The 21,080-nt window shown below is 73.8% G+C and carries 18 protein-coding genes; 15 read left to right on the top strand and 3 right to left on the bottom strand.

All coding sequences use genetic code 11. The annotated features are described in order from the left end of the window. Window positions 1-97 precede the first annotated feature (97 nt). From G3I54_RS03625 to G3I54_RS03570, 12 genes are all read left to right on the top strand, one after another. The gene (locus tag G3I54_RS03625; RefSeq protein WP_164611007.1) at window positions 98-1,156 is read left to right on the top strand and encodes a tetratricopeptide repeat protein; all 1,059 of its coding nucleotides are present in this window, start codon (window positions 98-100) and stop codon (window positions 1,154-1,156) included. Continuing rightward, window positions 1,153-2,202, top strand: a complete 1,050-nt coding sequence (locus G3I54_RS03620) for a polyprenyl synthetase family protein (protein WP_164611005.1) — start codon at window positions 1,153-1,155, stop codon at window positions 2,200-2,202. Before G3I54_RS03625 ends, G3I54_RS03620 begins: the two co-directional genes overlap by 4 nt. Window positions 2,203-2,321: 119 nt before the next feature. Beyond that, window positions 2,322-2,900 (top strand): cysteine hydrolase family protein, encoded by a 579-nt coding sequence (locus tag G3I54_RS03615; RefSeq protein ID WP_164611003.1) that lies wholly within the window; start codon window positions 2,322-2,324, stop codon window positions 2,898-2,900. 327 nt (window positions 2,901-3,227) lie between these two features. Beyond that, window positions 3,228-4,394, top strand: coding sequence for a glycosyltransferase (locus G3I54_RS03610; protein ID WP_203685475.1), 1,167 nt, complete (start codon window positions 3,228-3,230; stop codon window positions 4,392-4,394). Window positions 4,395-4,546: 152 nt separating this feature from the next. Then, window positions 4,547-5,872 (top strand): exopolysaccharide biosynthesis polyprenyl glycosylphosphotransferase, encoded by a 1,326-nt coding sequence (locus G3I54_RS03605; RefSeq protein ID WP_164611093.1) that lies wholly within the window; start codon window positions 4,547-4,549, stop codon window positions 5,870-5,872. A 2-nt stretch (window positions 5,873-5,874) separates the two neighbouring features. Then, window positions 5,875-7,233 carry an O-antigen ligase family protein gene (locus G3I54_RS03600; protein WP_164611000.1) on the top strand — a complete coding sequence of 453 codons (1,359 nt, stop codon included), beginning with the start codon at window positions 5,875-5,877 and terminating at the stop codon, window positions 7,231-7,233. Further along, window positions 7,230-8,984, top strand: a complete 1,755-nt coding sequence (locus G3I54_RS03595; protein WP_164610998.1) for a lipid II flippase MurJ — start codon at window positions 7,230-7,232, stop codon at window positions 8,982-8,984. The genes G3I54_RS03600 and G3I54_RS03595 overlap by 4 nt, the downstream gene beginning before the upstream one ends. Beyond that, on the top strand, window positions 8,974-9,786 hold the full coding sequence (locus tag G3I54_RS03590; RefSeq protein ID WP_164610996.1) for a polysaccharide deacetylase family protein: 813 nt from the start codon (window positions 8,974-8,976) through the stop codon (window positions 9,784-9,786). The genes G3I54_RS03595 and G3I54_RS03590 overlap by 11 nt, the downstream gene beginning before the upstream one ends. Then, entirely contained in the window at window positions 9,783-10,919 is a 1,137-nt protein-coding gene (locus G3I54_RS03585) for a glycosyltransferase (RefSeq protein WP_164610994.1), read from the top strand. The genes G3I54_RS03590 and G3I54_RS03585 overlap by 4 nt, the downstream gene beginning before the upstream one ends. Further along, entirely contained in the window at window positions 10,916-11,593 is a 678-nt protein-coding gene (locus G3I54_RS03580; protein ID WP_164610992.1) for a lipopolysaccharide biosynthesis protein, read from the top strand. The genes G3I54_RS03585 and G3I54_RS03580 overlap by 4 nt, the downstream gene beginning before the upstream one ends. Further along, window positions 11,590-12,738: a GNAT family N-acetyltransferase gene (locus G3I54_RS03575; protein WP_164610990.1), complete on the top strand. Its 1,149-nt coding sequence runs from the start codon at window positions 11,590-11,592 to the stop codon at window positions 12,736-12,738. The genes G3I54_RS03580 and G3I54_RS03575 overlap by 4 nt, the downstream gene beginning before the upstream one ends. A 138-nt stretch (window positions 12,739-12,876) precedes the next feature. Continuing rightward, window positions 12,877-13,164, top strand: coding sequence for a chaplin (locus G3I54_RS03570; RefSeq protein ID WP_164610988.1), 288 nt, complete (start codon window positions 12,877-12,879; stop codon window positions 13,162-13,164). A 67-nt stretch (window positions 13,165-13,231) separates the two neighbouring features. Here the strand turns inward: G3I54_RS03570 and G3I54_RS03565 are convergent, their stop codons facing one another. Both G3I54_RS03565 and G3I54_RS03560 read right to left on the bottom strand, forming a co-directional pair. Further along, on the bottom strand, window positions 13,232-14,095 hold the full coding sequence (locus G3I54_RS03565) for a tyrosinase family protein (RefSeq protein WP_164610986.1): 864 nt from the start codon (window positions 14,093-14,095) through the stop codon (window positions 13,232-13,234). A 19-nt stretch (window positions 14,096-14,114) separates the two neighbouring features. Then, window positions 14,115-14,612: a tyrosinase family oxidase copper chaperone gene (locus G3I54_RS03560; RefSeq protein ID WP_164610984.1), complete on the bottom strand. Its 498-nt coding sequence runs from the start codon at window positions 14,610-14,612 to the stop codon at window positions 14,115-14,117. A 244-nt stretch (window positions 14,613-14,856) separates the two neighbouring features. Between G3I54_RS03560 and G3I54_RS03555 the strand changes: the two genes are divergently transcribed. The 3 genes from G3I54_RS03555 to G3I54_RS03545 all read left to right on the top strand — a co-directional run bounded on the left by G3I54_RS03555 (window position 14,857) and on the right by G3I54_RS03545 (window position 20,219). Next, window positions 14,857-16,146, top strand: a complete 1,290-nt coding sequence (locus G3I54_RS03555; protein WP_164611090.1) for a cytochrome P450 — start codon at window positions 14,857-14,859, stop codon at window positions 16,144-16,146. A 122-nt stretch (window positions 16,147-16,268) separates the two neighbouring features. After that, window positions 16,269-17,513, top strand: coding sequence for a glycosyl hydrolase (locus tag G3I54_RS03550; protein ID WP_164610982.1), 1,245 nt, complete (start codon window positions 16,269-16,271; stop codon window positions 17,511-17,513). Window positions 17,514-17,753: 240 nt separating this feature from the next. Beyond that, window positions 17,754-20,219: a SpoIIE family protein phosphatase gene (locus G3I54_RS03545; RefSeq protein ID WP_164610980.1), complete on the top strand. Its 2,466-nt coding sequence runs from the start codon at window positions 17,754-17,756 to the stop codon at window positions 20,217-20,219. 24 nt (window positions 20,220-20,243) lie between these two features. On the opposite strand, the gene G3I54_RS03540 is transcribed toward G3I54_RS03545, so the two are convergent. After that, window positions 20,244-21,080 (bottom strand): ABC transporter ATP-binding protein (locus G3I54_RS03540; RefSeq protein WP_239144215.1); only part of this gene is annotated, 837 nt, incomplete at its 5' end.

Here is a 21,080-nt window from a genome sequence, read left to right as displayed (position 1 = left end):
TGATCCGGGCCTGCACGACCGGCCGACTATACCCCCCATGTATACACAGAGGGTATAGCCGCCCCGGTGCGGGCCCGGCACCGCGCGGAAGGCACCCATGCAGACCAAGGCACTGGCGCCCGAGTACCAGGGAGCACTCACCAAGATGTCGGTGAACGCCTCCCTCACCGACGTACTGGCCGAGGGCGTACGCCATCTGAGGCAGGCCGAGCTCTCCGGATCGCAGGAGGAGGTGGCGCGTTCCGGCCTCGCCGTGGCCGAGGCACACCGCAGGCTCGGGCAGGTGGCGGAGGCCGACCGGGCCTGGAAGGCCAGCTACCGGGCCGCGCGGGCGGCCGGGAACACCGGGGCGATGGCCTGGGCGCTGTGGAGCGGCGGCACGCTGGCGCGGCAGCGCGGGGCGCTGCGGCTCGCGTTCCGGCTGCTCGGCCTCGCCGCGGAGCTGGGGAAGCGGGGCGGCGATGTGGTCGCCCGCGGCTACTCCCTGGCCGGCCTCGCCGAGACCGGACGGATCCAGGGCGACTACGCCACCGTCGCGACGCTGCACGAGCAGCTGCTGGCCGAGGCCCGCGCCCGGGGCGAGGCCCGGCACACCGTGTGGGCGCTGGAGGGCATCGCGCAGATCCACCGCAACACCGGCTCGCTGGACACGGCGCTGGAGATGTTCGAGGAGGCGGCCGCCCTGGCGGGCGACGCGGACGACCGGCGGGGCCGGGCCTGGGCGCTGCGCGGCATCGCCGACATCGTTTCCCTCCGGGACGGGGCGACCGGGCGAGCACTCGATCTGCTCTCCGAGGCCGAGATCACCTGCCGCGAGATGAAGCTCTCCAGCGCCCTGGCGTACAACCACAAGATGCGGGCCAACGTGCTGTTCCGGGCCGGGTGGTACGAGGAGGCCCGCGAGGTCTACGAGCAGGCGCTCGGCGAGTTCCGTGCGATGGACGAGCCGCGCGGCGAGGCGCTGTCCTCGCTCGGCCTGGTCAAGGCGCGGGCCAGGCTCGGCCGCGACCGCGACGCCACCGCCGCCGAGCTGGACGAACTGCGCGGCAGGCTCAGCCGGATCGGACTGCTGAACGCCCGCGAGATGGTCGAGAAGGCGTACGCCGAACTCGGCGTCGAACAGCCCGTGGCGGACGGGGGCGAGGACCGCGCATGACGCTCTCCACGACCCGCCGGGCGAGTGCCCCGCAGATACTGGACCGGTGCCGCGAGCTCGTGCGCCCGGCCCTGGTGGAGTCGGTGGGCCGGCTGCACCCCTGGCACGCGGAGACGGCGGCGTTCTCGCTGGGCTGGAGCGGGACCGGCGGCGAGCCGGTGCCCGGATCGCAGGGCAAGGGGGTGCGCCAGGCGCTCGCGGTGCTCGGCGCGGAGGCCGCGGGCGGCAGCGGGTCGGACGCGGTGCTGGGCGCGGTCGCCGTCGAGCTGATCCACACCTTCTCGCTGATCCACGACGACATCATGGACGGCGACGAGACCCGTCGCCGCCGGCCGACGCTCTGGAAGGCGTACGGCACCGGACCGGCGGTCCTCGCGGGGGACGCCCTGTTCGCGCTGGCCGTATCCACGCTGGCCGAGGCGCCGGGGCCCGGCGGGCCGGCGGCGGTGCGGCAACTGGCGGGCGCGCTGGGCGATCTGGTGCGCGGTCAGGCGCAGGACCTGCTCTTCGAGTCCCGGCCGTGGACCGGGCCCGGGGCGGTCCTGCCGCACGAGTACCGGTCGATGGCCACCCTCAAGACGGGCTCCCTGCTCGGTTGTGCGGCGGCTCTGGGCGCGGTGCTGGCAGGCGCTCCGGCGTCCACCGCCGAGGCGCTGGACCTGGCGGGGCGGCATGTGGGGGTGGCGTTCCAGGCGGTGGACGACCTGCTCGGGATCTGGGGCGATCCTCAGGTGACCGGCAAGCCGGTGCACAGCGATCTGCGGCGGCTGAAGAAGACCTATCCGGTGCTCGCGGCCCTGTCCGCCGACCATCCGGCGGCCCGGCGCCTCGATGCGCTGCTCGCCTCCGCCGGACCGCTCGACGACCGGGCGGCGCGCCGTGCGGCCGAGTTGATCGACGAGGCGGGCGGGCGGCGGGCCACGATCGACGAGGCCCGGGAGCACCTGGCGGCGGCCCGTGCCTGTCTGGACCGGGTGCCGCTGGCCGAGGAGGCGCGCGGTGATCTGCTGACGCTGATCCCGTACCTCGTGGACCGCACCGGCTGACCCCGGTGGCCGCCCGCCGAAAAACGGTGGGCGGCCCCGGGCCGTCGTCCGGCAGGATGGGAGCCGTCCGGGCTTCGCCCGCGTATCCGCCGCCGTGACGACCTAAGGACTCCCCCGGCATGACCGCCCGCCCCGCCCCCGTCCAGGCGCTGCTCGTCATCGACGTCCAGTCGGCGTTCGTCGCGGGGGACACCGCCGTGCCCGACGCGCCCCGGCTGCTGGACCGGGTGACGGATCTGATCGGGCGGGCCCGTCGGGCCGGGGCGCTCGTCGTGCACCTGCAGAACGACGGCCCGGCCGGGGAGCCCGACGAGCCGGGGACGCCCGGGTGGGAGCTGCATCTGCCGGTGCGCACCGGACCGGGCGAGACCGTGATCCGCAAGAGCGAGGACGACGGCTTCGAGGAGACCTCGCTGGCGGCCGAGCTGACGGCGGCGGGGGTCCGGTCGCTCGCCGTGTGCGGGGTGATGTCGGAGATGTGCGTGCTCGCCACCGCCCGACGCGCCCTGGAGCTGGACTACCGGGTCGTCCTGCCGCACGACGCCCACGCCACGTACGACATTCCGGCCGCGCCCGACATCAGTGACGTGGTCCCGGCGGCGATGGCGTCACGGGTCGCGGAATGGGCGCTGGGCGACGAGGTGGAGATCGTGGCGCGCGCCGCGAACGTCACTTTCGGCACCATGGGAACGGCGTGATCGGCCGATGGATGGTGACGCCATCCGATGCGGCGATCGGCGGTGTGCGGTAGCCCGGAAAAAGGTGACGGTATAACCGGCGGAATCCGTACGGAGCACCGCCGCCATTCCGTGCGACAGCCCTCCGCAAGCCCTTTCGCCACCTGCCCGAAAGGGCTCCCCGGGCACGCTCCGATCCCTCGCGCGACCACTCGAACGGCCCCCCAGCAGGCGTAATCCCCGTGTGGTCGTATGAGCGAGTCACGCGCACGATTTCGCCACATCTCTGCCAAAGTGCACTTCGGCTTTACTCACCGGATTGAGCGAAGAGAGCCGTGCGTGCTGCACATGCGTCGTACTGAAGAAAGACAATTGACGGTCCTTCATTTGGTTCAGCCCGTGGACGGCGGAGTGGCCCGGGTCGTCACCGATCTCGTCAGGGCCCAGGCCGGGTCGGGACTGCGCCCCGTGGTGGCCTGTCCGCCCGGGAGTCCGCTGGCTCTCGGGGCGGCGGCGGCGGGCGCCGAGGTCCACGACTGGTCCGTCACCCGTGCCCCCGGGCCCCGGCTGGCCGGTGAGGTCGCCGCCGCGCGCCGCATCGTCCGTGCCAGCCGCCCGCACGTGGTGCACGCCCACAGCGCCAAGGCGGGACTGGCGGGCCGGATCGCGGTGCGCGGCCGGGTTCCCACGGTGTTCCAGCCGCACGCCTGGTCGTTCGAGGCCGTCGGCGGGCGCACCGGTGAACTCGCCCTCGGATGGGAGCGGTTCGGCGCGCGCTGGGCCGATCACATCCTGTGCGTCAGCGAGTCCGAACGGCGCACCGGCCAGGAGGCGGGCATCGCGGCCCGCTGGTCGGTCATCCACAACGGGATCGACCTCGACCGCTTCCGCCCCGGCGGCCACGCGGGCCGCGCGGAGGCCCGCGCCTCACTGCCTTTATTGGACGGTGTCGACCGCGACGCGCCGCTGGTCGTCTGCGTCGGCCGGCTGACCCGGCAGAAGGGGCAGGACGTCCTGCTGCGGGCCTGGCGCCGGATGCCGGTGGCCGGGGCCCGGCTGGTCCTGGTGGGCGACGGGCCCGACCGGGACGGGCTGGAGGAGTCGGCCCCGCCGGGCGTGCTGTTCACCGGAGCCTGTGCGGACGTACGGCCGTGGATCCACGCGGCGGACGTCCTCGTGCTGCCCTCCCGCTGGGAAGGCATGGCCCTGGCCCCGCTGGAGGCGATGGCCTGCGGCCGCCCCGTCGTGATGACCGACGTGAACGGGGCGCGGGAAAGCCTGCCGCCCGGCCACGAGGACCACTGTCTGGTGCCGCCGGAGGATCCGGCGGCACTGGCCGCGGCGCTGACCGCGCTGCTCACCGACCCGGAACTGCGCGAGGCGGTGTCCCACCGGGCCCTGCGCCACACCCGGGCGGCCTTCGACGTCCGACGGACCGCGGGGGCGGTTGCCGGTCTCTACCAGGAACTTGTCGGCATGTCCGGCCCCACGACGAGGAAGCGCACCGAGCGATGACGATGGAGAGTGCACCGGTTCCCGGATCCGGCCAGGCGACAGCCGTACAGGCCCACACGGTTCATCCGCCGCGAAGAAGCGGCGGCGGTGCGCAGGCCCAGCCCGGTGAGCGCCGCGCCGTCCGGTACGGCCGTTCCGCGCCGCTGCTGTGTGTGGACGCCCTGGCCCCGGCCGTGACGTTCGCCCTGGTCGTCCCGGTCTCCTGGCCGTGGCTGCTGGTGGCCGCGCAGGCGGTGGCACAGGTGTCGCTCTTCGCCCAACGCGGCCTGTACCGGATGCGCTTGTCCCCCTCGGTCCTCTCCGAACTGCCCGCGCTCCTCGGTCTCACCCTCCTCCAGTGGTACGTGACCATGGAGGTGCTGGACGTCTGGGCCCCGCAGCACGCGATCGGCTGGGCGGTGCTCGCGTACGGGGCCGGTACACAGACCGCGCTGACCTGCGCGGGACGTGCGGCCGCGTACCGGGCGCGGCGGCGGGCCGCCGTCCGCCGCCCGCTGTCCACGCTGGTCGTGGGCCAGGGGCCGCTGGCCCGTCAGGTGACGTCGGCCCTCTACGACCACCCGGCGTACGGGCTGCGGCCGGTCGGTCTGGTCGCCGCCCCGGCGGCCGGGGACGAGAAGCAGACGACGGGTTCCGACACCGTGCCGCTGCCGGTCCTGGCCTCGCCCCAGGAGGTGAGGCGCGCCGTCGTGCAGAACAGTGTGCGGCACGCGGTGTTCACCGCGCCGCCCGAGGCCACCCCGGACGGAGCCGCGCTCTTCACCCTGCTCACCGGACACGGCTGCCGGGTGTGGCTGGTCACCGGCCCAGGGACGGTCGCGGGGCCTCCGGCGGGAGGCCGCCCCGATCATCTGTGGGGCTTCACCGCCCAGCCCCTGCACGACGGGACGAACCGTCCCCTCGGCCACGGGGTGAAGCGGGCGATGGACGCCGTCCTGGCCGCGGTCGGACTGCTGCTGGCGGCCCCGGTGATGGCGGCCTGCGCCTTGGCCGTGCGGCTCTCCGACGGGCCGGGCGTGATCTTCCGGCAGGAGCGCGTCGGCCGGCACGGTCGTCCCTTCGTCCTGCTGAAGTTCCGTACGCTGCGGCCCGCCGACGTCCAGGAGTCGGCGACCCGCTGGAACGTCGCGTCCGACGGGCGGATGAGCCGGGTCGGCCGTGTGCTGCGCCGGAGCTCCCTCGATGAGCTGCCGCAGCTGTGGAACGTCCTGCGCGGCGACATGAGCATGGTCGGGCCCCGCCCCGAACGCCCCTTCTTCGTGGCGCAGTTCAGCCGCGCCCACCCCGGCTACCAGGCCCGGCACCGGATGCCGGTCGGCATCACGGGGCTGGCCCAGGTGAACGGGTTGCGGGGCGACACCTCGATCGAGGAACGGGCCCGCTTCGACAACCGCTACATCGAGACCTGGTCGCTGTGGCAGGACGCGTGCGTCCTGGCGCGGACCGCCGGTTCCCTGTTCCGGCTCGGAGGCAGCTGACCATGGCCGCCGTCCTCACCCCGCCCGCGCCGACTCCATCGGCAGCGCCCCGCACCGTCTCCCGCCCCCGGCGGGGCGGTTGGCAAAGCCGTTGGCCGCTGCTGCCGCTGGTCGCGACCGTCCTGCTGCCCGCCCTGCCCTACGGCACCCTCGGCGGGGGCGGCGGCCCGGCGGTCGGAGCGGCCGATCTGGCCTCGGGCCTCGCGGTGCTCGTGTGCGTGGGGCGGCTGCTGTATCTGCGCCGACGCCCGCTGAGCGCCGCCGCCGCGCTGGTCCTGGGCCTGCCCGCCGTGGGCTTCGCGGTGGCCACGGTCACGGCGGCGGACCCGGCGGCCGCCCTGCCGGGGCTCGTCCGCTATCTCCAGGTCTTCGTCCTCGTACCGATCGCGGTGTTCCTGCTGATCGAGGACGCGTACGGGTTCCGGGTCGTCGCCGGCTCGCTGGTGCTGCTGGCGGTCGTCCAGGGCGTCACGGGCGTCCATCAGTACGTCACCGGTACCGGCGCGTCCTACATGGGCGAGGACATCCGGGCGGTCGGCACCTTCGGGCCCAGCGACATCATGGGGATGGCGACCGTCGTCGCCTACGGTCTGCTCGCCGCCACCGCCTGCGCCCTGCGCACGCCCGGCAGCGCCCCGGCCTGGCTGCGGCCGTGCGCCGCCGTCCTCGCCGTCGCGCTGATCGTGCCCCTGACGCTGTCGTTCAGCCGGGGCGTGTGGATCGCCACGGCCGCCGCGGTCCTCGTCGCCCTGGCGCTGGCGGGGCGGCGGCAGGCGCTGACGTCGCTGGCCGTGCTGGGCGCGGCCGGGGTGGTGGTGGTCGGCGGGTTCGGCATCGGCTCCGAGATGATCGCGGACCGGGCCGCCAGCGTGACCCGGGTGACGAGCACCCCGGACCGGTCGGTCAGCGACCGCTACGCGATGTGGAGCGCGGCGGGCGCGATGTGGCGCGAGCGGCCCGCCACCGGAGTCGGTCTCAAGGGCTTCCCCGACCACCGCGACGGACACGCCTCCATCGGGCTCTCCTCCGGCAGCGACACCGCCGGGGCGGGCCAGGAGTTCCGCCGCCAGGCGCTCCTGTCGCCGCACAACATGTATCTCCTGGTCCTCGGCGAACAGGGCCTGATCGGACTGACCGCGCTCGTCGGCAGCTGGGCGGCGATCCTGGTCGGCTCGATCCGCCGACTGCGCCTCGCCCGCTCGCGCGGACACGCGGCCATGGACTGCGGTCTGGTGGCGGTCGCCCTGATGACCTGGCAGAGCGTCAACTTCCTGTACGCGGACATCGGCGGGCCCACCACGGTGCTGAGCGGTGTCGTGCTGGGGCTGGCGGCCTGGTGGGCGCTGGTGAGCGCCGCATGAGCGACACCGGTACGGGGACGGAGGCCGGGGCGCGCCCGGCGGACACGGCAGCGGGCCCGCACCCGCCGCTGCTCCCGCCCTCCGCCCCGGCCCCGCCGCTGCTCCCGGCCCCGGGGGCGGGCCCGGAGGGGCCCCTCTCCCCCGGTACCGCGTCGGGCGCGGAGAGCGGCGAGGCGCCCCGGCTCGGGTCCTTCCTCGCCCGTGCGGCGGCGGCCACGGCGGTCCTGACCGTGCTGGGGGCCGTGCTCGGGCTGGTGCGGGACCAGGCCATCGCCCGGTACTTCGGGGCGAGCGACGCGAGCGACGCGTTCCTGATCGCCTGGACCGTGCCCGAGATGGCGGCGACGCTCCTCATCGAGGACGGGATGGCGCTCCTCCTCGTCCCGGCGTTCAGCCTGGCCCTGACCCGGCGGGCGGAGACTGGAGACGCCCCCGGATCCGACCCCGTACGGGATCTCGTGGCGGCCACGCTCCCCCGCCTGTTCCTGCTGCTCTCCGGCGGCGCGGCGCTGCTGATCGCGGGCGCCCCGTGGGTCGTGGGCGTGCTGGCCCCGGGCCTCGCCGATCCGCGGCTCGCGGTGGACTGCACCCGGCTGACCGCGGTCACCGTCCTCACCTTCGGGATCACCGGCTACTTCAGCGCCGCGCTGCGCGCGCACCGCAGCTTCCTGCCGCCCGCCGGGGTCTATGTCGCGTACAACCTCGGCATCATCGGGATGACGCTGGCCCTGCACTCCGTATGGGGGGTGCGGGCCGCGGCGGTGGGGGTCGCGGTCGGCAGCGCGCTGATGATCCTGACCCAACTGCCCATGTTCCTGAGGCTGGTACCGCTCGCGCGGCCCCGGCTGCCGAGGTTCCGGCGGCCGGGGCGGCGGGCCGCGCGGACCGCTCCGCTGCTGGGGTTCGCGGTCCTGGCGCCGGTGGTCCTGTTCGTGGTGAGCCGTCAGTCCCAGGTGCTGGTGGAACGGTTCCTGGCCTCCACGCTCCCGGCGGGCGCGATCTCGCATCTGAACTACGCGCAGAAGGTCGCGCAGATGCCGATGGTGCTGTCGCTGATGATCTGCACGGTGACCTTCCCGGTCGTCGCGCAGGCGATGGCCGCCGGGGACCGGGAGAAGGCCAGGCTGCGGGTGGAGCGGGACCTGGCGCTGGCCGGGATGGTGGTGCTGCTCGGCACGGCGGTGGTCCTCGGCTACGCGCCCCAGATCATCGAAGTGCTCTTCCAGCGCGGCGCGTTCGACGTCGCCGACACCGACTCGACCGCGCAGGTCATGCGGGTGTACGCGCTCGGGCTGCTGGGGCACTGTCTGGTCGGCGCGCTGAGTCGGCCGTTCTTCTCCTCCGGGCGGCCCACCTGGTTCCCGGCGTTCGCCATGGGCACCGGGCTGCTGGTCACCATGGGCGCCGGGTACGCGCTGACGTACCGCTTCGGCGTGGACGGCATCGCGACCGCCAACGCGATCGGGATCAGCACGACGGCGCTGCTGCTCCTCATGGGTCTCGGCACCCGGGTGGTGCCGATCCGGACGCGGGCCGTGGCGCTCTCGCTGGGCCGGCTCGCCGGGGCGTCGCTGGCGGCGGGCGCGGCCGGCTGGGCGTGCGCGCCCCTCGTCCCCGATCCGGTGCTGAGCCTGGCCGCCGGGTGTCTCCTCGTCCCCGCCGTGTTCTTCCTGACCGGGCTTGCCCTGCGCTCGCCCGAGGTCGTTTCCCTGCTGGCACTCATCCGACGGAGGTTCCTTGATGGCCGCTGATTCCTCGGCACATTGCGCCGACGCTCCCTCGTCCCGGCTCCGCCCGCACACCCGCCGTCAGCCGTGGATCCTCACGTACCACTCGGTGACGGACGCCGGCGACGATCCGTACGGCATCACCGTCTCCCCCGAGCGCCTCGACGAGCAGCTGTCCTGGCTGCGCAGCCGGCGGCTGACCGGGGTGGGGGTGTCGGAGCTGCTGCGCACGGGGGCTTCCGGGCGGCGCGGGCTGGTCGGGCTGACCTTCGACGACGGATACGCGGACTTCCTCGGCGAGGCGCTGCCGGTGCTGCGCAAGCACGGCTGCCGGGCGACGGTCTTCGTCCTGCCGGGCCGCCCGGGCGGGGTCAACGAGTGGGATCCGCTGGGCCCGCGCAAACCGCTGCTGACCCACGAGGACGTCCGGCGGGTCGCCGCCGCGGGCATGGAGGTCGGCTCGCACGGTCTGTACCACCAGGACCTGACGGCGCTGTCGGACGAGGAGCTGCGCCGGGAGACCGCCGACAGCCGGGAGCTGATCGGCGATCTCACCGGGTCGCTCCCGGAGGGCTTCTGCTATCCGTACGGCATCCTCGACCGCCGGGTCACCGAGGCCGCGCGGACGGCGGGTTACGGCTACGCGTGCGCGCTGGCCCCGGGCCCGCTGCTCAGCCGGTTCGCCCTGCCCCGCACCCACATCAGCCAGGCGGACCGGGGGGTGCGGCTGTGGGCGAAGGACCTGCGGCACGGGCTGCGGCAGGTCGCCGCGCCCGGTACCGGCGCGCGGGCCGTCGGACCCGTACGGGCGGGCGGTCCCCGATGAGGGCGCTGCACGTCATCACCGGACTCGGGGTCGGCGGCGCCGAGCGGCAGTTGCGGCTGCTGCTGCGTCATCTGCCGGTGGAGTGCGACGTCGTGACGCTCACCAACCCGGGGGCGGTGGCCGAGGAGCTGCGGTCCGACGGGATCCGGGTGACGCATCTGGGAATGCGCGGCAACCGGGATCTCTCGGCCGTCGGAAGGCTCGCCCAGCTGATCCGGGACGGCCGCTACGACCTGGTCCACACGCATCTCTACCGGGCCTGTGTGTACGGCAGGATCGCGGCCCGGCTCGCCGGTACCCGGGCCACCGTCGCGACCGAACACTCCCTGGGGCGTGCCGAGATCGAGGGCCGCCCGCTGACCCGGTCCATCCGCGCCCTCTACCTCTCCACCGAACGCCTCGGCGCGGCGACCGTCGCCGTCTCCTCCACCGTGGCCGGCCGGCTGCGGGACTGGGGGGTGCCCGCCGACCGGATCCGGCTGGTGCCCAACGGCATCGACGCGGACCGGTTCCGCTTCGACGGCGAGCGGCGGGCTTCCGTACGGGCGGCCCTGGACCTGCCCGAGGACGCGTTCGTCGTCGGCGGGGTCGGCCGGCTGGTGCCGGGCAAGCGGTTCGACGTGCTGATCCGCGCGGTCGCCGCGCTGCCGGAGGCCCGCCTTCTGCTGGCCGGGGACGGTCCGGAGGCCGGGGCGCTGCGCGCGCTGGCCCTGCGCCTGGGGGCCGTGGACCGGATCCGGTTCCTCGGGGAGTGCGACGAGGACGGGGACGGTCCGGTCCCGGGTGTGCCGGCGCTGCTGAGCGCCCTGGACGTCTTCGTCTCCACATCGCGCGAGGAGTCCTTCGGTCTGGCCGCCGTGGAGGCGCTCGCCGCCGGGCTGCCCGTGCTGCACGACGCCTGCCCCGCCATCGACGACCTGCCCGCCGCCCACGCCCCGGGCGCCACCCGGATCGCCGGGAGCCCCGAGGAGCTGACGGCCCGGCTGCGGCAGCGGATACAGGCCCGTACGGACCGGCGGCCGCCGCCCCGGGCCGTCGGCCACTACGACATCAGACGCAGCAGCGAGCGCCTGATGGACGTGTACGCGTACGCCCTCGACACCGCCCCACCGAACCGGAGAGCCCTTTCATGACCGAGTCACCCGAGCAGCAGCAGCGACCCGCCGTCGCCCGTCGGCTGCGCACCGCCCTCACCCGGCTTCCGCACTGGTGGCCGCTGCCCGTCTGCGTGCTGATCGGCACCGCGTCCGGGCTGTCGTACGGTGCGTTCGCCGCGCCGCAGTACGAGGCCACCAGCTATGCGATGGCGGTCGCCGAAGGGGAGACGGACCCCTCGGCGGCGCTGGGGTACGCCCAGTCGTACGGGCGGCTGACCACGAGCGACGCGACGCTCTCGTACGCCCAGGGCGCGGCGGGCGAGCCGGTGCGCGAACTGCGGTCCCACGTCACGTCGGAGACCTCCCCCGACTCGCCGATGATCGCGGTGACGGGCACCTCCGAGGACCGGCACAAGGCGGCCGACATCGCGAACGCGGTCATCGAGGCCGTCATCGTGAGCAGCGGCCATGTCTCCAAGGACACCGGGGTGAAGCTGATCAAGTTCACCCATGCGATGACGCCGGACCGGCCGGTCTCGCCGTCGGTGCCGCTGGGCACCGCCGTGGGGGCGGCGGCGGGCGGTCTGCTGGGCGGACTCGTGCTGCTGGTCCGGCCGCGCCGGGCGGGCTGGAGCGTCTCGGCGCAGGTGCCGGGGCCGACGGCCGAGGGCGGCAACGTCGCCCAGGACGAACGGGAGCTCGTCCGATGACGGGCCACCGGGCGGGCGGCCTCGCCGTGACGCTGTGCCGGGACTTCCGGGAGTTCGGCGCGCTCGCCGGGGAGTGGGACGCCCTGCACCGCCGGTGCGCCACCGCCACCCCGTTCCAGAGCCACGCCTGGCTCCACTCGTGGTGGATCTCCTACGGCCAGGAGGGCCGGCTGCGGGTGCTGCTGGTCCGCCGGTCGGGGCGGCTGATCGGGGCGGCGCCGCTGATGCTGGTCCACCGTCCGATGCCGCTGCTCGTCCCGATGGGCGGGGCGATCTCCGACTTCTTCGACATCCTGCTGGACGAGGAGGAGGCCGGGTACGCGGTGGGAGCGCTGGGGCGCGGCTTGGACCGGGCCGCCCGGCACACCGTGGTGGATCTGCGGGAGGTCCGGCCGGACGCGTCGGCGCAGTTGCTGTTCGGGCGCTGGCCGGGGGCCCGCAGCCGGCTCACCGACTCGACGTGCATGGAGCTTCCGGCCGAGCCGCTGAGCGACCTCGTGGCGCGGCTGACGGGCTCGCGGGGTCAGCGGCTGCGCTCGAAGCTGCGCAAGGTCGAGGCGCTGGGCGTCGAGGCGCGCCGGGTCCCGCAGGACGGGGTGCCGGCGGCGGTCGGCACGCTGTTGCGGCTGCACGAGCGGCAGTGGGAGGGCCGGGGAGTCAACCCCGAGCATCTGCGGGCCCGGTTCTCGGACCATCTGGTCCGGTCGGTGGGGCGGATGGTGGCGGACGGTACGGCGGCGATGACCGAGTTCCGGCTGAACGGCGAGGTGGTGGCGTCCAACCTGTCGTTGCAGTCCGGGCATCTGACGGGCGGCTATCTGTACGGTGCGGATCCGGCGCTGCGCGAACGGAAGGTCGATGTGTCGACGATTCTGCTGCGCGAGGTGGCCCAGCAGGCCTCGGACGCCGGGCGCGAGGTGCTGAGCCTGCTGCGCGGTGCGGAGAGCTACAAGAACCACTGGGGTCCGGTGCCGGTGGTCAACCAGCGGCTGTTGCTGGCCCGTCCGGGTCTGGAGCCGCTGCTGCGGCTGCGCGAGTCGCAGGTGGCGGTGCGGGAGCGGGCGGTGGAGACGGTGAAGGCCCGTTTCCCGGCGGCGCGGGACTGGCACGAGCGGCTGACGGGGCTTCCGGTGATCGGTCGCTGACGCGCCGGACGTACGCCGGACAGGGGCGTCGGAGATATCACCTATGCGCTGATCCGTTACCGTCCGGCGTCTTTCGCGTTGTCAGGGGGTGCGGGCCTCGTGTCCGCAGCACACCCCCTTCTTTACAAGGAGTTCTCAATGTCTCGCATGACGAAGGTTGCCGCTGTCATGGCCGGCACCGGCGCCCTGATCGCCGGCGGCGCCGGCATGGCGTCCGCGGACGCCGGTGCGCAGAGCCTCGCCGCCGCCTCCCCCGGCGTCGGTTCGGGCAACAGCGTCCAGGTCCCGGTGCACGTGCCGGTGAACCTCTGCGGCAACACGATCAACGTGATCGGCCTGCTGAACCCGGCCTTCGGCAACACCTGCGTCAACGCCTCCGAGGGCCACGACAAGGGCGGCGACGGGGACTACGGCTACGGCCGCTGATCACCCGCAGCACCGGAACGGCCGGCTCCCTCCGCACGGAGGGGGCCGGCCGTTCCTTCGTCCGGGCTCAGGCGTAGCGGTAGAGCTTGCCGTGGTCGAGGAGCTTCCTCGGGGTGACGCCCCAGGGGGGCATCGCCTCGTCCAGGCCGAAGACGTAACGACGGTCCTGGCTGGGCGATGCGGGCTTACGGCCCGGGAGATAGGCGGACTTCGGGTGCGCCTTGCGCCACCGGTCCCACAGCAGGTCGACGAAGGAGTGGTGGAACCAGAACACCGGGTCCTCGGGGGAGGCCGCGCCCGCCATCGGGCCGCCGACCCACTGGTGGACCTGGTTGTGGAGGCCCACCGTGCGCACGCCCCGGATCCCCCACCCCTCGATGCGGTTGCGGAAGCCCTCGGTGCTGATGCTGTTCCAGGGCTCGGTGTCGTAGACCGGGTCCTTCAGCGCCCGCGTCACATCGTCCTTGGTGGGGAGCGCGACCGGGTTGCTGCCGGGCCTGCCGAAGTTGCGGGTGAGGTAGTTCTCGTCGGTGACTCCCTTTCCGACGCTCCAGTTGCCCGCCTCGTAGGCGAACGCTCCGGTGGTGACCCGGCGGTCGCCGGGCCTGCCGTTGCCGCCGAGGAAGTCCTCCGCCCACAGCGACGAGGTCGGCTTGTTGTCCTGGGTCCAGTCCCAGTAGGGGACGCTGACGCCCGCGTCGACGCTCTGGAGCGCCTTCTCGAACTCCAGCAGGTACTGGCGGTGCCAGGGGAAGAACGAGGACGTCATGTGCGCCGGGCGCGGCCTGCGCTCGGTGTCCATGACGTAGTACTCGCGGTGCATGACGACGAAGTCGTCGTAGCGGCCGGAGCGCTTGAGTTTCAGGATCGCGTCGACGAGCCGGCGCTTCTCGGTGCGCGTGAGGTCGCGCTGGTTCTTGCGGGTGTACACCGGTGCTGGTCCTCCTGGTTCACATGCGGTGTGCGGCGGGGGGCGCGAGTCTGGCGGCGCCGAGCTCGTCGACGGCGGCGCGGGCCGTCTCCAGCAGCGTCGGGTACGACTCGTAGTGCCGGACGTCGCTCAGATAGGTGCCGTCCGCCCGCCTCATGACGTGCAGCGGCATGCCGTCGATGCGGATCTCGGTGACCGGTTCGGCGGCGACCGCCACCCGGTCGTCGTCCGGGGCGCCGGCGGGGACGACGACGGTCGCCGTTCCCCGGATCTCCCGGCCCCGGTACATCTCGGCGAACTCCTCCGTCGTGGATTCCTTCGCCGTCGTGGCCGCGGGGCCGGTTCCGGGCGCCTCGGGGCCCGGTGCGGGCCGGACCGCGGCGGCCTGCTCACGGTCGAGCAGCGGGAGCAGGGCGCCGGCGGTGCCCGTGACCACTGCGGCGGTGAAGGCTCCGCGCAGGACGATCCGCCGGGAGGGGACGCGGGTGCCGCCCGGTTTCGCGGGGGTGGGGCTCATGGATGACTGCCTGCCTCTCGTTGACTCGCCTCGTTAACTCGTCCGAGGTGCTGCTGATGGCGATGTTGACAACGAGGCGGTCGCGAAACAGTTCTCGTGCGTGCGGCGTACGGCGCACACGCGGCGGTCACGTTCCGTCAAACGCGTGAGGGCGTAGGGCCATCGGGCGCGGCGGGCCGCGTCGCGCGGCTCCGCACGGCCGGCGGACCGGAACATGGCCTGGCGAACCGTGGAGGTGATGGACATGACCGTTCCCTACCAGCTGTCCGGGGACCGTGTGCCGAGCGCGGCGGACGTCGATCTGGCCGACCCCGCCTTCTGGCGGTTGCCGCGCCCCGACCGGCTGCGGGCGTTCGCCCTGCTGCGGGAGCTGGACGCGCCGGTGCTGTTCACTCCCCGGCCCGGTACCGCTCGCACCTCCGGCAAGCCGTTCCACGCGCTGGTGCGCCATGCCGATGTGCGGACCGCGAGCCGCACGCCGCAGGTGTTCGCGAGCGCCCCGGGGGTCACCACCCCGGAGCCGGCCGGCTGGGCGAAGGCGCTGTTCGGCAACTCGATGGTCAACATGGACGGGGCCGAGCACGCGGCGCTGCGCCGGATCATCTCGCGGCGGTTCACCCCGCGGCTGCTGGCGGACGCCGAGGAGAACGTCGGGCGGCTCGCCGGGCGGCTGGTCGACGAGCTGATCGCCGAGCGCCCCGGGGACTTCATGCCGTCGGCGGCCTCGCGGCTGCCGCTGGAGGTGATCTGCGACCTGATGGGCATCCCGGAGGCGTACCGGGCCCGGATCGCGGAGCAGATCGACCACGCCTCGGAGCATGTCGGCGTCGAGCGCCGGGGCCGGGCCCGGCTGCGGATTCCCGGCCGGGGTCTCGCGTCGCTGGCCCGGATGCAGTGGGTGATGGGGCGGCTCGCCCGGGAGCGCCGCCGGCACCCCGAGGACGACCTCGTCTCGGCGCTCGTCCGTGCGGACATCGACGGCGAGGCACTGTCCGGGCGGCAGCTGGGGGCCTTCTTCTCGCTGCTGCTGGTGGCCGGGGTGGAGACGACCCGCAACGCCATCGCGCACGGGCTGTTCCTGCTCGACCGGAATCCGGAGCAGCGGGAGCTGCTGCGGTCCGACTTCGACCGGTACATCGGCGGCGCCGTCGACGAGATCGTCCGGCATTCGACGCCGATCATCCAGTTCCGCAGGACCGTCACCGCCGAATGCGAACTCGGCGGCCGTACGTTTCTTCCGGGAGAGAAAGTCGCCCTCATCTATGCGTCGGCCAATCGCGACGAGGCGGTTTTCACCCATCCGGATCGCTTCGACATCACCCGGTCGCCGAATCCTCATCTCGGGTACGGCGGCGGGGGCCCGCACCACTGCCTGGGAGCGCATCTGGCCCGTCTCGAAATGACGGCCCTGTTCCGGGAACTGATCGACCGACGACCCGTCATGCGGAGTCTGGGCGATCCGGGGCTGGTCGATTCCAATTTCGACAACCGTGTCGGCTCGCTGCCGTTCTCGTTCGGCCCCACATTCACCTGAACGGCACGACCGCAACGCCGAATACGATAAATGGACTCCTGCGCATGCCGCCGGTGCATGATGATGAAACTCTCTCCCTATCAGGCCGAACCGGCCGGAATTCACCGCAGCCAGGAGGAGTAATGCCGGCCAAGCGCCGTCTCATCGTTTCGTGTATCGCGGCGGCTGCCCTCAGCCTCCTGGCAGGTGGCGGCATCGCGGGCCAGTCGCCGCCGGGCACCGATTCCGTCGACGGCGCCGCTCCCGGCCCACCGGGGTCCGGGAGCGGCACGGCGCACGGCGCCTATCTGGACTACGGGCCCGCCGGGGTCAGCCGGATGGCCGAGCTGTCGCGCTGGCTCGGCGGCGCGGAGCTGCGGGTGGGGCACACGTACCTGCCGGGCGATCTCTGGGTGAACATCGAGGGCACACCCGACTTCCTCGACGCCTGGGCGGACTGGAGACGGGCGGACGAGGACCGGATGTTCGTCCTGAACGTGCCGATGCTGGAGCGCAACGAGGAGCGGGTGCCGGACGGCGAGGTCCGCACCCTGCTCCGGGCCGGCGCGGCCGGGGACTACGACCAGCACTTCACGAAGCTCGCGGAGCGGCTGGTGGAGCTGGGCGTTCCGGACACCGTGATCGTGCTCGGCTGGGAGATGAACGGCACCACGTACACCCATCGGTGCGGCCCCGATCCCGCGTCCTGGAAGGCGTACTGGGAGCGGATCGTGACGGCGATGCGCGCGGTGCCCGGTCAGGAGTTCCGCTTCGACTTCACGCCGAGCCGGGGGCGGGACGCGGTGCCGTGGACCGAGTGCTACCCGGGCGACGACGTCGTCGACATCATCGGGATGGACTCCTACGACCAGCCGCCCGGCGAGACCTTCGACGACCAGGTCAACGACCCGTACGGGCTCCAGAAGCACGTCGACTTCGCCGCGGAGCACGGCAAGCCCATCTCGTTCCCGGAGTGGGGGCTCTTCCGCAACGGCGACAACCCCGAGTACATGCGGCGGATGCTGGAATGGATCGACCGGCACGAGCCGCTGTACCAGACGGTCACGGACTACTGCCCGCACGGCGTCTGGCAGTGCAAGAGCAATCCGCGGTCCTCGAAGGTTTTCCGGACGATGATGACCGAGATGGCCGCGCCCGCCGCGCCCGTACCGAGCCCCACCCCCACGCCCACACCGTCGCCGACGGATCCGGCCCCGTCCCCGTCCCCGTCGGTCCCGCCGGCCGTGCAGCCGTCCCCGCCGGTGGCGCCCACGCCCACACCGCCGGGGACCGAGGCGCCGGCCACCCGCAGGTGGTGCATCACGGTGCCGTTCGGCGACTGGCTGGGCCAGTGGCTCAAGGAAAGCAAGATCTGCTTCCGCTACTGAGCCCGAGCATGGAAACGGCTCCGGCCCTCCTGTCGGGGGCCGGAGCCGTCCACCCACACGGGTCCAGCGCGGGGGCAGGTGGACAAGCAACCGCTTGTCACCCCCACCAACGCGGGCACCGCCCGCTCCGTCACGCCGCCGAACGAGGGACAGCCCGCGCCCGGACCGCGCCCGGCGCGCGCCGGGCGCGGTCCGGGGCGACGCGCGACCATGGAAACCTACAGAGGGTGGTGAGGTGCAATGGCATCCGCCGATGAGGGCTCCCCGGCGGAGCCCGGCCCGCTGCCCTCCGGGGACGGGCGGGGACCGGCGTTGACGGCCGCCGACGCGGCGGCGGTGATCGCCGGGGACGGCACGATCATCGGCTGGACCCGCGGGGCCGAGGCGCTGCTCGGGTATCCGGCGGCCGAGGTGGTCGGCCGGTCCGCGGCCCGGCTGCTGACCGGCCCCCCGGACGCCCGGCGCACGGCCGCGGTGGCCGCCCGCTGCCGGGCCGGGTCGGGGTGGAGCGGGCTGATCCCGCTGCGGAGCCGGGACGGCCGGTCGCTGGACATCGACGTACGGGCGACCGCCTCGTTCCTGATCGCCGGGCGGGAGGGCTTCCTGGTGTCCGGGCGGGAACTGACCCCGCACTGGACGATGAGCGGGTCCGTGCTCGACGACTTCCTGACCCGGTCGCCGGTCGGGATGGCGGTGCTCGACCCGGACCTGCGCTATCTCTGGCTCAACGACACCCTGGAGCGGTTCGGCGGCGTACCCCGGGAGCAGCGGCTGGGACGCCGGCCGAGCGAGGTGCTGCCCGGAGCGCTGGCGGCGCCCATCGAGCGGTTGATGCGGCAGGTCCTGTCTACCGGCGAGGCGGTCACGGACTACGAATATCTGGGCTGGAGCTGGGCCGATCCGCACCGCCGGCGGGCGTACGCCAGCTCCTTCTTCCCGCTGGCCGACGCCCAGGACCGGCGGATCGGCATCGGCTACATGGTCCTCGACGTCACCGACCGGTGGAACGCGCGCCGGCTGCTCGCGCTGGTGAACGAGGCAGGGGCGGCGATCGGCAGCACCCTGGACGTGCACCGTACGGCCCAGGAGCTCGCCGATTTCGCGGTGCCCCGGTTCGCGGACTTCGTTTTCGTCGACCTGCTGGAGACCCCGTTCGGCGGCGACCGGCCCGGGGTGGCCGCGCCGGCCGAGGGCGAGCGGCCGGCCATGCGCCGGGCGGGCATGAGCTCGGTGCGGGAGGGCTGTCCGGAGGCGGTCGTACGGGTCGGGGAGACGGTCGACTTCGTGCCGCCGCCGCACGACGCGCACTTCCTCCTCGACGGCTCCCCGGTCCTGCTGCCGGTGCTCGACCCGGAGAGCCACGGGTGGACGGTGGAACAGCCCGCGCGGGCCGCTCGGCTCCGGGAGTTCGGGCTGCACTCGCTGATCTCCGTACCGATGCGGGCGCGCGACACCGTGCTGGGGCTGACCACGTTCATGCGGTCGCAGAATCCGGTGCCGTTCGACGAGGACGATGTGGCGCCCGCCCGGGAGCTGGTGGCGCGGGCGGCCGTGTGCGTGGACAACGCCCGCCGCTACACCCGGGAGCACACCGCGGCGCTGGTGCTCCAGCGGAGCCTGCTGCCGCACACGCTGCGCGGCGGGACGGCGCTGGACGTGGCGTCGTCCTACCTCCCGGCGGACGCGAAGGACGGGGTGGGCGGCGACTGGTTCGATGTGATCCCGCTGTCCGGCGCCCGGGTCGGGCTGGTCATCGGCGATGTCGTCGGACACGGCATCGGGGCCGCCGCGACCATGGGCCGGCTGCGCACCGCCGTACAGACGTTGGCCGACATGGACCTTCCGCCGGACGAGCTGCTGGCCCGTCTGGACGATCTGGTCCTGCGGCTCAGCGAGGAGGAGCCCGCGACGGGGCCGGCGGAGCGGGGCGGTACGACGGTGGTGGGCGCCACCTGCCTGTACGCCGTCTACGATCCGGCGAACGGCTGCTGCACGATGGCGCGGGCCGGCCATCCGCCGCCGGTGATCGTCACACCGGACGGCGCGGTCAGCTTCCCCGACCTGCCCTCCGGGCCGCCGCTGGGGCTCGGCGGGCTGCCCTTCGAGTCCCAGGAGATCGAGCTGCCCGAAGGCAGCCTCCTCGGCCTCTACACCGACGGGCTCATCGAGGGGACCGACAAGGACATGGAGAGCGGCATGGGCCGGCTCGGCCGGGCGGTGTCCCGGGGCGGGCTGCCGCTGGAGGATCTGTGCCCAGCGGTGGTCAAGGAGCTGCTGCCGGTCCCGCAGCCGGACGACATCGCCCTGCTCCTCGCCCGGACGCACATCCTGAGCCCCGAGCACCTGGTCTCCTGGGACGTGCCCGTGGACCCGGCGGCGGTCGGCGAGACCCGGGCCAAGGTCTCCCGTCAGCTGGAGACGTGGGGGCTCACGGAGCTCTCGATGACGACGGAGCTGATCGTCAGCGAGCTGGTGACCAACGCGATCCGGTACGCCTCGGGGCCGGTACGGCTGCGGCTGCTGTTCCAGTCCGCGCTGACCTGCGAGGTGTCCGACGCGAGCAACACCTCGCCGCGGCTGCGGCACGCCAGGACGACGGACGAGGGAGGGCGCGGGCTGTTCCTCGTCGCGCAGCTCGCCCATCGGTGGGGCACGCGCTACACCCCCCGGGGGAAGATCATCTGGGCCGAGCAGCCCCTGCCCTGAGCCTTGTCGGTGAGGGACCGCGTCTCAGGGGCGGGCCGCCACCTCCTCGCGGGCGAAGAGGCGGGTCAGCGGTCCGCCGGCCCGGATCAGCTCGTCCCAGGTGCCTTCCTCGACGATGCGCCCGCCCTCCAGGACCGCGATCCGGTCGGCCCTGCGGACGGTGGCCGGGCGGTGGGCGATGACCAGGGTCGTCCGGGTGGCGGAGTCGGCCGCGAGCGCCCGGGCCAGTTCCGCGTCGCCCCGGTGGTCCAGATGCGCCGTCGTCTCGTCCAGGACGAGGACGCGCGGGCCGCTCAGCAGCCCGCGGGCCAGCGCCACCCGGGCGCGCTGGCCGCCGGACAGGGTCGCGCCGCGCTCGCCGACGGCGGTGTCCAGCCCGTCGGGCAGGGCGTCGGCGATGAGGTCGACGCCGCAGATCCGGGCCACCGCGCCGACCTCGTCCGCCGTGGCGTCCGGAGCGCCCAGCCGGAGGTTCTCGGCGAGGGTGCCGTGGAAGAGCGGGGCCTCCTGCCCGACCACGGACACGGTGGCGCGCAGGTCCTCCTCGGTGAGGTCCCGCAGGTCGACGGGGTGCGCCGGGTCCGGGGGCACCAGCTCCACGGCGCCTTCGGCCGGATCCCAGTACCGCGCGAGGAGGTGGGCGCAGGTCGACTTGCCCGCCCCGGACGCTCCGACGAGTGCCACGGTCTCGCCCGGCCGGACGGTGAGGTCGACGCCGTCCAGGACGGCCTCTCCCCCGTAGCCGAACCGTAGGCCGCGCAGCCGCAGGCCCAGCGGTCCCGGCGGTACGGGGCGGGGGGCGGCGGACGCGGGGGCTCCGGCGGGGGCGTGCACGGCGGCCCGGACCCGTGCCGCGGCGGC

Source organism: Streptomyces sp. SID14515, assembly GCF_010548505.1.
GTDB classification, from domain to species: Bacteria; Actinomycetota; Actinomycetes; order Streptomycetales; family Streptomycetaceae; genus Streptomyces; species Streptomyces caviscabies.
The sequence above is the reverse complement of the archived record's forward strand: the minus strand, read 5'-3'. Positions and strand labels throughout refer to the sequence as shown.